The 14,584-nt window shown below is 65.8% G+C and carries 13 protein-coding genes; 1 reads left to right on the plus strand and 12 read right to left on the minus strand.

Features of this window, described 5'->3' with window-relative positions; translation table 11 throughout:
- Positions 1 to 28 precede the first annotated feature (28 nt).
- A complete protein-coding gene (locus O0882_RS16100; RefSeq protein WP_289949521.1) occupies positions 29 to 250 on the minus strand; it encodes a hypothetical protein in 222 nt (73 codons plus the stop codon).
- A 250-nt stretch (positions 251 to 500) separates the two neighbouring features.
- On the opposite strand from O0882_RS16100, the gene O0882_RS16105 reads away from it, so the two are divergent.
- A complete protein-coding gene (locus O0882_RS16105; protein WP_289949523.1) occupies positions 501 to 1,112 on the plus strand; it encodes a 1-acyl-sn-glycerol-3-phosphate acyltransferase in 612 nt (203 codons plus the stop codon).
- On the opposite strand, the gene O0882_RS16110 is transcribed toward O0882_RS16105, so the two are convergent.
- From O0882_RS16110 to O0882_RS16160, 11 genes are all read right to left on the minus strand, one after another.
- On the minus strand, positions 1,109 to 1,654 hold the full coding sequence (locus tag O0882_RS16110) for a HupE/UreJ family protein (RefSeq protein WP_289949525.1): 546 nt from the start codon (positions 1,652 to 1,654) through the stop codon (positions 1,109 to 1,111). The genes O0882_RS16105 and O0882_RS16110 overlap by 4 nt on opposite strands.
- Positions 1,655 to 1,665: 11 nt before the next feature.
- Positions 1,666 to 2,304, minus strand: a complete 639-nt coding sequence (gene ureG, locus O0882_RS16115; RefSeq protein ID WP_096236144.1) for an urease accessory protein UreG — start codon at positions 2,302 to 2,304, stop codon at positions 1,666 to 1,668.
- Positions 2,305 to 2,326: 22 nt separating this feature from the next.
- The gene (locus O0882_RS16120) at positions 2,327 to 3,007 is read right to left on the minus strand and encodes an urease accessory protein UreF (RefSeq protein ID WP_289949852.1); all 681 of its coding nucleotides are present in this window, start codon (positions 3,005 to 3,007) and stop codon (positions 2,327 to 2,329) included.
- Positions 3,007 to 3,522 (minus strand): urease accessory protein UreE, encoded by a 516-nt coding sequence (gene ureE, locus O0882_RS16125; protein ID WP_289949528.1) that lies wholly within the window; start codon positions 3,520 to 3,522, stop codon positions 3,007 to 3,009. The genes O0882_RS16120 and ureE overlap by 1 nt, the downstream gene beginning before the upstream one ends.
- 13 nt (positions 3,523 to 3,535) lie before the next feature.
- A complete protein-coding gene (gene ureC / locus O0882_RS16130) occupies positions 3,536 to 5,236 on the minus strand; it encodes an urease subunit alpha (RefSeq protein ID WP_289949529.1) in 1,701 nt (566 codons plus the stop codon).
- Between the two features lies 1 nt (position 5,237).
- A complete protein-coding gene (locus tag O0882_RS16135) occupies positions 5,238 to 5,567 on the minus strand; it encodes an urease subunit beta (RefSeq protein ID WP_071076649.1) in 330 nt (109 codons plus the stop codon).
- Positions 5,568 to 5,597: 30 nt separating this feature from the next.
- A complete protein-coding gene (locus O0882_RS16140) occupies positions 5,598 to 5,900 on the minus strand; it encodes an urease subunit gamma (RefSeq protein ID WP_289949532.1) in 303 nt (100 codons plus the stop codon).
- Between the two features lie 12 nt (positions 5,901 to 5,912).
- The gene (locus O0882_RS16145) at positions 5,913 to 6,755 is read right to left on the minus strand and encodes an urease accessory protein UreD (protein ID WP_289949533.1); all 843 of its coding nucleotides are present in this window, start codon (positions 6,753 to 6,755) and stop codon (positions 5,913 to 5,915) included.
- A gap of 160 nt (positions 6,756 to 6,915) precedes the next feature.
- On the minus strand, positions 6,916 to 9,120 hold the full coding sequence (locus tag O0882_RS16150; protein WP_289949534.1) for an EAL domain-containing protein: 2,205 nt from the start codon (positions 9,118 to 9,120) through the stop codon (positions 6,916 to 6,918).
- A 175-nt stretch (positions 9,121 to 9,295) separates the two neighbouring features.
- A complete protein-coding gene (locus O0882_RS16155) occupies positions 9,296 to 11,461 on the minus strand; it encodes an ATP-binding protein (RefSeq protein WP_289949536.1) in 2,166 nt (721 codons plus the stop codon).
- Positions 11,458 to 14,523 carry a PAS domain-containing hybrid sensor histidine kinase/response regulator gene (locus tag O0882_RS16160; RefSeq protein WP_289949537.1) on the minus strand — a complete coding sequence of 1,022 codons (3,066 nt, stop codon included), beginning with the start codon at positions 14,521 to 14,523 and terminating at the stop codon, positions 11,458 to 11,460. The genes O0882_RS16155 and O0882_RS16160 overlap by 4 nt, the downstream gene beginning before the upstream one ends.
- Positions 14,524 to 14,584: the final 61 nt, after the last annotated feature.

Consider the following 14,584-nt stretch of genomic DNA (forward strand, 5'->3'; position numbering starts at 1 on the left):
GCGGCAGGTCGTCGCTGTTGCCTGCCCTTCAGCGCCATCGGCGCCGCGCCGGCCGGGGCGGACGGCGCGCCTGCACGCTGCTGAAGACGCGGCGTATCACCTCGGCCGGCACCGCGTGCTCGCGCAAGTAGGCTGTCGCCACCGTCCGGCCCAGGGCGTGATGAAACGCCACGCCCCGTTCGACGAGCTCGGCCATCACTTTGTCCGTTCGGACATTCTCCCCAGCTAGTTCCCCGATACTGTTTTTCATGCCATGGCTCCCTGTCGGGTGGATCAATGCTGCATCAAGTTTTGACCACATTGTGTGCATTTAGTGCCCACCACCGTGGCAAAGCATCGTTAAAATAGCAGCAACAGCCGGCCCGACACCGCATGAATAGCGGCCCCGGCTGCTTGTCGCCACCGCCAGCCCCGTATAGAATGCCTGCGCAGAATTTTTGCTTCAAGGAAAATGGCCAGCAGCGCCATCCGATTAAAAACAGTGTCACTGAAGGGTATCAATGGACGATTTATTTGTACAGATGGGCGACTTGCCGACCTGGCACCAGCGCTGCGCCTTGCGCGTGCTGCGGCTGTTTGGCTGGCGCATGCGCTTCCGTCCCCTGCCGGGGCCGCGCGGCATCGTCGTCGTCTACCCGCACACGTCGAACTGGGATTTCATGGTGGGCCTGTTCGGCAAATGGGCGCTGTCGCTGCCGTTCCGCTGGCTGGCCAAGGATTCCCTGTTCCGCGGCCCGCTGGGCAAGGTGCTGCGCTACCTGGGCGGCGAACCCGTCGACCGCAGCACCACCAGCGGCACGATTCAACGCCAGGCCGAGCGCATGCTGGCCGCCGACTGGTACTGGCTGGCCATCACGCCGGAAGCGACACGCAGCTACCGTCCGAACTGGAAAAGCGGCTTTTATCACCTGGCCCTGGCTGCCAAGGTGCCGCTGTTGCTGGTGTATATCGACTACCCGAACAAGGTGCTGGGCGTCGTCGACCATATCTACTTGACGGGCGACAAGGAGGCCGACATGGCCGCCATCGCCGCCGTGTATGCGGGCCATCAGGGCTTGCACCCGGAAAAGGCAGCGCCCATCGTACTGTCCGACAAGCGCCCCGGCGCTTAATTTATTCCCATCAGCACCACGCCGGCGGCTGTCAAGGCCACGCCGGCCACGCGCAGCACGCGCCCGGCCAGCACCTGGCCGGCGAAACGTCCCGCACACAGCAGCATGGCCGAAGCGAGCAGGAAGCCACACGCGGCCGAGGCAGCCGGTAATTCCTGACCATGCGCATTGCCATGCGCCAGCGCAAACACCCCCACGAGCAGCATGCCGAGCCAGTTCGGCAAAGCCAGCGCCAGCGCGATGGCCAGCCCCACCAGCGCCACCGTGGCGGCGATGCCCGTTTCCAGACCGGGCACCGTCAAGCCCACCATGCCGGCCAGCGCGCCGAGCAGCATCATGCCGAGGAAAGTGGCGCTCTGGCCCAGGCCGCAGCGCTGCTGGCCGCCCCAGATGCCCACGCCCAGCATGGCCAGCAAATGGTCGATGCCCGTGAACGGATGGGCGAAACCGGCCAGAAAACCCACGCTGTCGCCATGGCCGGGGTGGGCCATGGCGGGCAGCGCCAGCAGGCACAGCGCCGCCACGGCGGTCGTTTTTGTCATCAGTCTTGCGCTCATTGCAGCTCCTTGCCTGGTTGATCGAGCAAACCTTGCTCGCGGATAAAATCGATGACCACCTGCACGCCGTCGCCGCTGCGCAGGTTGGTAAACACGAAGGGGCGCTCGCCGCGCATGCGCTTGGCATCCTGCGCCATCACGTCGAGATTGGCACCCACATACGGCGCCAGGTCCGTCTTGTTGATAATGAGCAAATCGGATCGCGTGATGCCGGGCCCGCCCTTGCGCGGGATTTTTTCGCCGCCCGCCACGTCGATCACGTAAATCGTCAGGTCCGACAATTCCGGACTGAAGGTGGCGGCCAGGTTATCACCGCCCGATTCGACCAGGATCAAGTCGAGATGCGGAAAATCTGCCTGCATGCGCGCGATCGCTTCCAGGTTGATCGATGCATCTTCGCGGATGGCCGTGTGCGGGCAGCCGCCCGTCTCCACGCCCATCAGGCGCTCGGCCGGCAAGGCATCGGCGCGCAGCAGGATTTCCATGTCTTCCTTGGTATAGATGTCGTTCGTGATGACGGCCATGTCGTAGCGCTCGCGCATGCCCTTGCACAGCATTTCGCACAGGGCCGTCTTGCCCGAACCGACCGGGCCGCCTATGCCCACGCGCAGGGGATTGGAGGTAATCGATGTCATGTTTGCTCTCTCATTGAATAGTTCAGGAACGGTACAGGCGGCTGTACTGCACTTCGTGCCGCATCGACAGCAGCGACAGGCCCGGCGCCCAGTTGCCCATGTCGTCGTCTTGCAAGGTTTGCGCCGTCAGCGCCGCCGCTTCCAGCTCCGGCCGCAGCGACAGCAACAAACGCTGGCCCGCCACCTGCCCCAGCGGCACGGATTTCACGCAGACGAGCACCTGGTTTTCCGCCCAGGCGAACAGCATGGCCAGCAGCGCCTCTTCGCGCGGAATCGCCAGCGCCGCCACGGCGCAGGCATAGGCCGTGGGCAGCACCACTTCCGGCTGGCCTTGCAGCATGTCGATCAGCACGCCGTCGGCCACGCCCAGCTCGGCCAGCAGGCGGGTCAAGGAATACCCCATCTGGATGGTTTCGGCGCGAAATTCCGCCGTGTCGCGCGAAGCGATGAAACGCTCGCTCCAGCGCTGCACGGCGCACAAATCCTGCTGCTCGAACGCCTGCATCAAGCGCCAGCACAGCGGCGCTTCCCAGCGCGCCACCACCAGCGCCAGATGCTGGGCGATCCACGCGCGCGCCGTGGCCGCGTCGTGCACCAGGTTTGACTCCAGCGCCGCTTCCAGCCCCTGCGAATAGCTGTAGGCGCCGATCGGCAAGGCCGGGCTGGCGAACTGCAGCAAATGCAGCAGGGCCGAGGCCTGCATCATGCAGTGTCACCAGGGCGGTGAATTTTCTGCCGCAGCGGCACGGGCGCCAGCAAGTGCTGGCCGTGGCCATCGTGGTGGCCATGGCCGCCGCCATACGCGCCCGCCTCCGGTTCGAACGGCGCGCTTTCTTCCGTCACAATCGCCTGCAAGCCTTGCAGCATCTCCTTTAAAACGGGGTCTTTGCGGATGCGCAAAAAGCCGTCGCCCACCTGCGCCTGCGTGTGGCGATTCCCCAGGTGGAAAGCGCAACGCAGCAGCGTGTGCGCGTCGGCGCAGCGCACCAGGTAAGTCGGTTCGCGCGCTGCGACGATCCGCACCACCAGCCCTTCCGGCCCCGTCATGCGCTCGCCGTCGCGCAGCACCGTGCCGCGCACGGTAAACACGGCCACCTCGTCGCCATTCGACAGCACGGCGCGCAGCCGGCATTTTTCGCGCTGGTCATAGGGCAACACAAGTTGGGCAAACGGCGTACGTTCATCGCCAGGTCCCAGTTTGGTATGCAAAGTCAGCATGCTTGTCTCCCGCTTAAAATAGAAAATAGCGCTGCGCCATCGGCAGCACGGCGGCGGCCTCGCACACCAGCAGCTGGCCGTCGGCGCGCACGGCGTAGGTTTCCGGGTCCACTTCCATGTGTGGCGTGGCGCTGTTATGGATCATGTCGTGCTTGCGCAAGCCGCGCATGTTTTTCACGGCGATGACGGATTTGTTCAGTTTCAGCTGGTGCCCGATATCGAGGTCATAGGCCGCCTGCGACACAAACGTGAACGACTTTTTCAGGCCGCCGCCGAAGGCGCCGAACATCATGCGGTAATGCACGGGCTGCGGCGTGGGAATCGAGGCATTCGGGTCGCCCATCTGCGCGGCGGCGATCATGCCGCCCTTTAAAATCATCGATGGCTTGACGCCGAAGAAGGCCGGCTTCCACAGCACGAGGTCGGCGATCTTGCCCGCCTCGATGGAACCGACCACGTGGGAAATCCCATGCGTGATGGCCGGGTTGATCGTGTACTTGGCGATATAGCGCTTGGCGCGGAAATTGTCGCTGCGCGCCGTGTCGGGCGCCAGCGGCCCCCGCTGCACCTTCATCTTGTGCGCCGTCTGCCAGGTGCGCATGATCACTTCGCCGACACGCCCCATGGCTTGCGAGTCGGACGACATCATCGAAATGGCGCCGATATCGTGCAAGATATCTTCCGCAGCGATGGTCTCGCGGCGGATGCGCGACTCGGCAAAGGCCACGTCTTCGGCAATCGCCGGGTCCAGGTGGTGGCATACCATCAGCATGTCCAGGTGCTCGTCGAGCGTATTGACGGTAAACGGGCGCGTCGGATTGGTCGACGACGGCAGCACGTTGGCCTGCCCCACGGCGGCGATGATGTCGGGCGCATGGCCGCCGCCCGCCCCTTCCGTGTGAAACGTGTGGATGGTGCGGTCCTTGAAGGCGGCCAGCGTGTGCTCCAGGAAGCCTCCCTCGTTGAGGGTATCGCTGTGCAGCGCCACCTGCACGTCCATGCGGTCCGCGACGGACAGGCAGTTGTCGATGGCGGCAGGCGTGCTGCCCCAGTCCTCGTGCAGTTTCAGGCCGATGGCACCCGCGCGCACCTGTTCTTCCAGCGGTAGCGGCAGGCTGACGTTACCTTTCCCCATGAAGCCCAGGTTCATCGGGAAGGCGTCGGCGGCCGCCAGCATGGCGTGCAAATGCCACGGCCCCGGCGTGCAGGTGGTGGCGGCCGTGCCCACGGCCGGTCCCGTGCCGCCGCCCAGCATGGTGGTCACGCCGCTCATCAACGCTTCCTCGATCTGCTGCGGGCAGATGAAGTGGATGTGCGTGTCGACGCCGCCGGCCGTGACGATCAGGCCTTCGCCCGCGATGATCTCGGTGGCGCCGCCGATGGGCAAGGTCACGCCGGGCTGGATGTCCGGGTTGCCCGCCTTGCCGATGCCGAAGATCAGGCCATTTTTCAAGCCGATATCGGCTTTCACGATGCCCCAGTGGTCAAGGATGACGGCATTCGTGATGACGGTATCCATTACCTCGGCCGCGCAGCGCTGCGACTGGCCCATGCCGTCGCGGATCACCTTGCCGCCGCCGAATTTCACTTCTTCGCCGTAGATCGCATAGTCATGCTCGATCTCGATGAACAATTCCGTGTCGGCCAGGCGGATGCGGTCGCCCTTGGTGGGGCCGAACATTTCGGCATATGCGCTGCGGGGAATGCTGGCCATCTCAATCCTTTCCCGGTGGAGTGTCTTGCAGGTCGCCCATCACTGCGCCATTGAAACCGTAGACCTTGCGTTCGCCCGCCAGCGCCACCAGTTCCACCGTGCGTTGCTGGCCCGGTTCGAAGCGCACGGCCGTGCCGGCCGTGATATTGAGGCGCATGCCGTAGGCGCGCCAGCGCTCGAAGGCCAGCGCCGGATTGACTTCAAAAAAGTGAAAGTGCGAGCCCACCTGGATCGGCCGGTCGCCCCGGTTGGCCACCACCACGGTAGCCGTGGCGCGGCCCGCATTGAGGCTGATTTCGCCTTCTTCCAATTTGTATTCACCTGGGGTCATGAGCGCCTCCTGTCAATGTCGCTTGTGTGCTTACGGTATCGGATGGTGTACGGTCACCAGCTTGCTGCCATCGGAGAAGGTCGCTTCCACCTGGATATCGGGGATCATCTCGGCGATGCCGTCCATGACGTCGGCGCGCGAGAGTATCTTGGTACCGTCCGACATCAGCTGCGCCACCGACTTGCCATCGCGCGCGCCCTCCATGATGGCGGCGCTGATCAAGGCAACCGCTTCCGGATAATTCAATTTCAAGCCGCGCGCCAGGCGCCGTTCGGCCAGCAGCGCGGCCGTAAAAATGAGCAGCTTGTCTTTTTCGCGGGGAGTCAGGTCCATGGGTTTCCTAGTTCAAGTGTTCCAGATGCGGGGCACGACGGCGTCGCGTCCCAGCATGGCGGGGCGCAGCAGCTGCCAGGCGGCCAGCATGATCCGGCGCGCCGCCTCGCTGTCGCCGCACAGCAGGCGCACTACCACCAGCGATTTCATGTGGGTGGCGCCAAACACGGCGCCGGCCGGTACGGCGATCTCGCGCACGGCCGCCAGTACGGATGGAGAAACGGGTGTGCCGACGGCGATCAGGGTGGCGCATACCGTGTGGCCGGCCAGTCCCAGGGGGCTGGCCATCAGGGCGCCGCCTCCCGCCAGCACGCCCTGCTCCCACCACAGCAGCTTGCCGCCACGGCGGATTTGCACCTGCTGGCTGATGCTGCCCGTGTTAAAAATTTCTCCCGAGGCGCTGCGCCCCAGGCAGACGATGTCGCAGCCGATGTAGCTGGCGCCGACCGCCAGTTCCACCTCGTGACGCAGGCGCACGCAAGCCTGGTCGAAGAAAATGCTTTCCTGCGGCAGCCACTCGATGGCGGCGCCGGCACCGGCACGCAGCGCAATGTGCTGGCCCGAGACATGGCCATTCGCGCGGTACCACTTGGCGGCGCCGGGAGAAGTAAGCAAGGCATGCGCGCCTGCGCCCACGGTGGCGTTGACGGCCAGCTGGTCGCCACCCACCACGCCGCCGGGCGGATGGATGATGATGGCGTGGCAGACGGCATCGCCTTCCGGGTACAGGGGTTTTTGCACGCGCAAAGGGCCGCTGTGCGTGCGCTCGACGAGGCGGCTGACGCCATCATGCAGTGCAAAGCCCAGACGCAAATGCGCCTGCCAGGCGCCGTGCGCGCTGGGCTGTGAAGGCATGACTGGATAGGTACTGTCTGGCATGCGGGGCAATCGCGTAAATAAGCGATTACCTAAGCAGGATATGTGCCAGCGTCAGGGGAAAGAAAAGTGAGCATCCTGCACCGCGCCGCTGCGGACGCACCGGCATGGTGCATCGGCCGCACCGCGGCGTGGATGCTCAGGCCACGGCCAGGGTGCGCCGTTCACGCAGCAAGGCCGTGAATGGCGCGGCAGCCAGGGGCCGGCTGAAATAATAACCCTGCATTTCGTCGCAGCCGTGTTCCGTCAGGAAGTCCACCTGTTCGCGCGTTTCCACGCCTTCGGCGATGACGCGCATGTCCAGGTTGTGTGCCAGCGAGATGACGGAACGGGCGATGGCCGCGTCGCTGCTGCTGGTGGTGACGTCGTCGACGAAGGATTTGTCGATCTTCAGCACGTCGATGGGAAAACGCTTCAGGTAGCCCAGGCTGGAATAGCCGGTGCCGAAGTCGTCGAGCGAAATGCCCACGCCGATATCCTTCAGGCGCGTCAGCGCCGCCACCGCCTTGTCCGGATCGCCCATCACCGTGCTTTCCGTGATCTCGATACCCAGGCAGGCGGGCGCGATGCCGTATTTACGCAATACCGCCTCGACGAAAGGCACCGTGCGATCCTGCGCGAACTGTTTACCAGACAGGTTGACGGCCACCTTGATGCTGCCCAGGCCTGCGTCGTGCCAGGCGCGGATTTGCGCGCAGACGCTTTCGAGCACCCATTCGCCGATGGCCGTGATCAAGCCGTACTCCTCGGCCAGCGCGATGAACAGGCCGGGCGGCACCTTGCCCAGCACCGGGTTATCCCAGCGCAGCAAGGCTTCCGCGCCCAGCATGGCGCCCGTGTGCAAGCACATTTGCGGCTGGTAATGCACGGTGAATTCATCGCGACCGATGGCGCCGCGCAACTGCTGCTGCATGGCCAGGCGAGCGCGGATATCGCTGCCCATGCGCTCCGTGAAGAAGGCGTAATGGTCGCGCCCCATTTCCTTGGCGCGCACCAGGGCCGTGTCGGCGTGGCGCAGCACGTCGTCGAGGCTGTCTCCATCGGCCGGGCACATGGCGATGCCGATGCTGGTGGTCAGCGCCAGGCGCTCGCCACCGACACTGAGCTCTTCGCGCAAGCCGGCCAGGATGGTTTGCGCCAGCGCCAGCGTGCGGCCCAACAGGGCATCGTCCTGCAGCAGGATCTGGAATTCGTCGCCGCCCTGGCGTACCACGGTGTCGCCCTCGCGCACGCAGCCGGACAGAAAACGCGCCACCACTTGCAGCGCCTTGTCGCCCACGGCCTGGCCGTGCGAATCGTTGATGTTCTTGAAGCGGTCCAGGTCCAGGCACATCAGCACCACTTGCTGGCTGTCGCGCAGGGCGTTGGCGCGCGCCTGTTCGAAACGCTCGCGCAGCAGCACGCGGTTCGGCAAGCCCGTCAGCGCGTCGTGGTAGGAGAGGAAGTCGATCAAGTGCTGCTCGGCCTTGCGTTCGCTGATATCGAGGAAGACGCCCACATAGTTTACGACGGTGCCGTCCGGGCCATGCACGGTGGACACGCTGAGCAAACAGGGATAGGTGTCGCCGCTCTTGCGCCGCGTCTGCACTTCGCCCGACCAGCAGCCGCTGCTGCGCAAGCCCTGACGCAAGGCCAGCAGCACCGCTTCGCCCGTGTATTCGGCGTGCAGGCGCATGATGTCCGTGCCCACCACTTCCTGCGCCGCGTAGCCGGTGATGCGTGTAAACGCGGGATTGGCGGTGACGATGACGCCGGCCGGATCGGTGATCAAAATGGCGTCCTGGGTGGCTTCGAAGACCTGGCCGGACAGGCGCAGCAATTCTTCGTTGGCGCGGCGAATCTGCACTTCGCGCGCCAGGGTGCTGGCCACCTGTTCCAGTTCGGCCGTGCGTTCGGCCACGCGCCGCTCCAGGTTGGCGCGCTCCTGCGCCAGCTGCAGCTGCGCCCGCGCCAGGCGCACGTGCGCATCGGTGCGGGCCAGGATTTCCTCGGCCTGGAAGGGCTTGGCGATGAAATCGACGGCGCCCAGCGCAAAGCCGCGCACCTTGTCGTCCGTATCGTACTGGGCCGACAGGAAAATCACCGGCACCTGGCGCAGGGACGGTATCTCCTTCAGGCGGCGGCAGACTTCAAAGCCGTCGAGGCCCGGCATGCGCACGTCGAGCAGGATCAGCTCCGGCGGGCGCGCCTGGGCCGTCCACAGGGCCAGTTCACCGTTCGGTGCCTGACGCACCGCATAGCCGGCGCCGCCCAGCAAGTCGCTCAACAACTTCAGCGAAGCCGGTGTATCTTCAACGATCAGTACTTCGCCCTTAGCATTCACTTCGGAAAAATCGCGGTGCATGTAGCAGTTCTCTCAGCTTTGGATGAGGCGCGGCGGTCGATTGCCACGCTGGACAAGACATTTCTTTTGCGATGAACTACGTACTATCATCATAATCTTTATTGCAATTTAGCACCATCCATCCACGGCACTTAGTCCGTCTTTTCATCGAATCCGATGTTGTCAGCCCACACTTTCATGTATGCGCCAGCGCGCCCTCGCTCTCCAGCAAGACGCACAACTGACGGTACTGGTGCTGCTCGAGCATGGCCTGCAGCGGCACCAGCAACGGTGCCGCTGCAGGCGACAGGGCCGCCAGCAGCTGCGCCACCCTGGCCAGGTTCAATTCGCGCAGCGCCACCAGCAAGGCGGCGCGCTCTGCCCCGGCCAGCAGCAGCAAGTCTTGCGCCTGCAGCGCCGGCGGCACAGCCGCCTGCGCCGGCATGGCCGGCGGCACGAGAGCCGGCACTGGCGCCTGTGCCGCCTGCGCGGGTATGCTGAAGCGGAAGGTGGCGCCCTGCCCCGGCATGGACTCCAGCGTCAGTTCGCCTTTCATCAACTGCACGAATTCGCGCGAGATGGCCAGGCCCAGGCCCGTGCCATCCTTCGGTCCCGCGCTGTCGGCCTGCACGAAGGGTTCGAAGATGCGCTGCTGGTCTTCCAGCGCGATGCCGATGCCCGTGTCGCTGACGGCGAACGACAGCATCCATTGATCGCCATCGCGCCGCTCGCCGCGCACGCGCAAGGTGACCTCGCCGCTGCCGGCGAACTTGACGGCATTCGACATCAGGTTCAACAGCACCTGGCGCAAGCGCGTCGCATCGAGCAGCACCGCCGCCGGCAGGTCCGCGCAATCGAGGCGCAGGGCCAGTCCCTGCTGCTCGGCGCGCATGTCCAGCATGTCCATCACTTCCTGCAACAGGGGCGCCAGCGCCACCACGGTCGCCTGAGCCTGCAAGCGCCCCGCCTCGCCCTTCGACAGTTCGAGGATTTCATTGATCAGGGTGAGCAAATGATTGCCGGAGCGGTGGATGATGGCCAGGTTGCGCTTTTCATCGTCCTGCATGTTGGGCGAGGCGGCCATCAGGCGCGAAAAGCCGATCACCGAATTCAAGGGCGTGCGCAGTTCATGGCTCATGTTCGCCAGGAAGGTGCTCTTGGCGCGGTTCGCCGCCTGCGCCTGACTGACGGCCACCGACAGGGCGTTCGTGCGCTCGGCCACCAGTTCTTCCAGGTGGTGGCGGTGGCGCAGCAGTTCCAGTTCGGCCTCGCGGTGCGCCGTGATGTCGTAGTTCGAGCCCACCAGGCGCATGGGCAAGCCCCGCCCGTCGCGGAAGATCACGGCATCGGCCTTGATGTAGCGGATGGCGCCATCGGGCCACAAGATGCGGTATTCGTGCGTGAACGCCTGGCCGGCGCCCAGCGCGGCGCGCAGGGCTTCCTTGGCCACCGGTACGTCGTCCGGCATCAGCGCCGCGCGCCAGATCGCCGCCGGCGACATGCTGCTGGCCGCGTCGGCCTTGAACTGCGCGTACATCTGCTCATCCCACTGCAAGGCGTCGCTGATGACGTTCCAGTCCCAGATGCCGATGCTGGCCGCGCCGGTGGCCATCTGCACGCGCTCTTCGCTGCGCTGCAGGGCGCGGTAGCGGCTGTCGAGCAGCGCCACCATGTCGCGGATGGAGCGGTACAGGGTACGCAGCTCGCCCAGGAACCACGCTTTCGGCGGCGTGCCGAAGGCTTCGCCCTGCCCCGCCTTGACGCCCGCCGCGTACTGGCCGATCACCTTCAGGGGCTTGAGCATCAGGCACCACATGAGCAGCCAGATGCTGGCCACCAGGATCACGTCGAGCGCCACGATCATCGCACCGATGCCCAGCGCGCGCTGCCGCAGCTCCGCGTCCAGCAGGGCCGGCGTCGCGTACACCGCAACGCTGCCGATGACTTGTCCGCCCACCGTCACGGGGCGCCGCTGCACCAGCCAGCCGGGTTCGGCGGACAGCGCGGAAAGGCTGTCGATGGCGCCGTCCGCAGTGCGGCGCAGGACCAGCGCCTCCTTGCCGATGCCCGGCGTGAGGGAGCTGGCCACCAGGTCGCGCTTGCCCAGCATGCTGCGCATGATGGCCTGCATCTGCTTTTCATCCAGGTTCCACAATGGCAGTTCGATGGCCACGGCCAGCTGGTCCGCGCTGACGGCCAGGCTGCGATGCAGGTGCTGCCAGCGCTGCTCGCGTTCGGACTGGTAAAACAGCACGGCAAACACCAGCAGCAGCACGGTGACGACAAAGGTCAGCGCCACGCTGACGGCCAGCACGATGGACACGCCGCCCAAACGGGCGCCTTTGGATGCGTTAAAAGTCATGCGTCTTCGCCCTGCGGTTCGCTGGCCAGCTGCGCCAGCAAGGCGCACAGCGGCTGGTACTGGTGCTGTTCCAGCATGGCGGCGATGTGCGCGGACAGCTGCGGCAGGCCGGTCGCCACGCCGGCCAGCACGATGGCGCTGCGCCGCAAATCGAGGGCTTGCACCGATTCGAGCAGCGCCTGCCGTTCGGCCGCGCCCAGCTGGCCCAGCGCCTGCGGCAAGTCAAAGGCCGCCGCCGGCACGCGCGGCGGCGCGCCGGCGGTGCGCTGAAAGCGCACGCCCAGTTGCTGCTCAAGCATGGCGAACAGGTGTTCCTGTTCGATCGGCTTGCGCAGGAAGCCGTCGGCGCCGGCCGCCAGCGCCTCCTGCTTTTCTTCTTCGAAGGCGGAGGCGGTCATGATCACCAGGCGCGGTTGCACCAGCGCCGGCTGCGCGCGCAGCCAGCGCGTCAGCGCCAGGCCATCCATGTCCGGCATGCGCCAGTCACTGAGCACCATGTCATAGCGCTGCGCCGTCAGCATGGCTTGCGCCTGCGTCCCGCCCGCCGCTTCCCGCAGCTGGAAGCCCAGCGGCGCCAGCAAGCCGGCCAGCAGCTTGCGGCAGTTGTCGTCATCGTCGACCAGCAGCACCATGCGCCCGCGCTGGCCCGGCGGCAGGCGCGCCACGCGGCCCGGTGCCAGCGCCGCGATGGCCGGCTGCTGCTGCACCGGCGCGCGCAGGTCGAAACGGAATACGGAGCCGGCCCCCAAGGTGGAGTCGACGCGCAGCTCGCCGCCCATCAGGCGCACGAATTCGCGCGAAATGGTCAGCCCCAGTCCCGTGCCGGCCTGCGCCACGGCGCTGTCGGCCTGCACGAACGGTTCAAAGATGCGCTCCAGGTCCGCTTGCGCGATGCCGCTGCCCGTATCGCGCACGGCGAAGGCCAGCGCCATCTGCCCACCTTCTGCCGCCTGGCACGCCAGCGACAAGGTCACGCTGCCCTGCTCGATGAACTTGAGCGCGTTCGACAGCAAATTGAGCAGCACCTGGCGCAGCTTCGCGCCATCGAGGCGCACCAGCGGCGGCACGCCGGAACGTTCGATCTGCAGCGCGATGCCCTGCTCGCTCGAGCGCATGCGCACCATCTCGAGCACCTCGTCGAGCAAACCATTCAAGTCCACGGGTCCCGTTTGCAGCTGCATGCGGCCCGCTTCGATTTTCGACAGTTCGAGGATGTCGTTGATCAAGGTTAACAAGTGGTGGCCGGCGCGGTTGATGATGGCCAGGTTATGCTTTTCTTCCTCGAACATGCTGCTCGAATCGGCCATCATCTGCGAAAAACCGATCACGGAATTCAAGGGCGTGCGCAATTCGTGGCTCATGTTGGCCAGGAAGACGCTTTTCGCGCGATTCGCCGATTCGGCCTCGGTGACGGCCACCGACAGGGCCGCCGTGCGCTGCTGCACCAGTTCTTCCAGGTGGTCGCGGTAGCCGAGCAATTCCTGCTCGCTGTGCTTGCGCTCGGAAATGTCGACGATGCCGCTGCGCACCAGGCGCCGGCCTTCCATGGGCAACTTGACCAGCCGCACCTCGCAGGGAAAAATGCTGCCGTCGGCACGCCGCACATTGCGTTCCACCAGGACAGGCTCGCCCAGCATGGCGCGGCGCAGATGCTCTTCCATCATCAGCCCCAGCGGCAAGCCATCGGGCTGCTTGCCGGTATACAGGTCGAACGGCCCGCGTGCCAGCAGCGCTGCGCGCGACAGGCCCAGCATGCGCTGCGCGCTGCCGTTGGCGTCGACGAAGCGGTCCAGGTCCAGGTCGTACACCAGGATAGCTTCCGGCGCATGCTCGACCAGGATGCGGAAGCGCTGCTCGCTCTCGCGCGCCTCGCTCTCGGCGCGCCGCAGGCGCCGCCGCTGCAGCAGCAAGGCGCTCAGCAAGCCGGCCATCACGATGAAAACGCCGCCCACCAGCAGCACGGCGACGCGGTGCTCGTGCCACAGTTGCGGCGGCCGGTTGAAGAACAGCGTGTGCGGCGGCAGGCGGCTGATGTCCGCATCCCAGCGCTGCAGCTGGTCCCAGTCATACATGGGCACCGGACGGGCCGGCGGCAGCAAGGCGCCCGGCGCGGCGGGCGCCTTGCCCGCCAGCACAGCCAGCGACATCTGCGCCACCTGCTGCGCGGCCCCTTCGATGTGCAGGATGGAGCCACCCAGGATGCCCTTGCCCACCGTCGCGTTGTACATGCCAAAGGTGGGCACATTGGCCAGCCGCGCCAGTTGCACGGAAAACGGCACGGGCGTGGCGATGATGCCGGCCACGTCGCGGTTGACATTGCCCGCCACCAGCACGCTATCGGCGGGCAAGTGCGCCACCGCCGCGCGCATCTGCTCCAGGGTCAGGTCATCGAGGTAGCGCATGGCCACCTTGCCCTGCCACGCCAGCGCCGCCTGCTGCATGCTGCGCTTCAAGGCCTGGTCGGCTTCGCTGGTGCCGACGGCCATGACGATGGTTTTGGTTTCCGGGAACAGCGCCATGGCTTGCGCCAGGGTGCCGGGAAAGTCGACATTCGCCTTTTGCTGCCAGATGGCAGCCGGACTGCCGGCAGGCAAGGCCAAGCCCGAGGTGTTAATCGCCAGCACGGGCACGCCGCGCGCCAGCGGCGCCAGGTCCGACAGCAAAAAATCGAGCGCGGGCTGCTGCATGGCGATGATCAGGTCGGCCTTGCGCCCCATCATCTGGGTGTATCTTAAAAGCAACAAATCACGCATTTCGTTGCGCAGCGCCGGGTCGCCCTGGGTATTCAGGTTCAGGTGCTCGACCATGATGTCTTCGCTGGCCAGGCCCGCGGCCACCATGGCGGCCACATAGGTGCGCGTGTACGATTCCACGCCGGCGCGGCCATAATCGTAAGCGTTGAGGAACAGCACGCGCTGCCCCTGGTGCGGCGGCGCGACGGCCGGCGCCGCTGCCGGCAAGGCGACGCAGGGCGCGGCGACGCACAACGCCAGCAGCAATGCGCGGCAGCAGCGGCGCACCGCTGCCCTGCCCTGCCCACCGCCCGGCACATCACGCATCATTCGCCATGCCCATGCTTACTCCCGCCTGTCACCATGTTTCACCCATGCGCTGGCTGATCAG

The organism is Janthinobacterium sp. SUN073 (assembly GCF_030397665.1).
Taxonomy (GTDB): Bacteria; Pseudomonadota; Gammaproteobacteria; order Burkholderiales; family Burkholderiaceae_D; genus Janthinobacterium.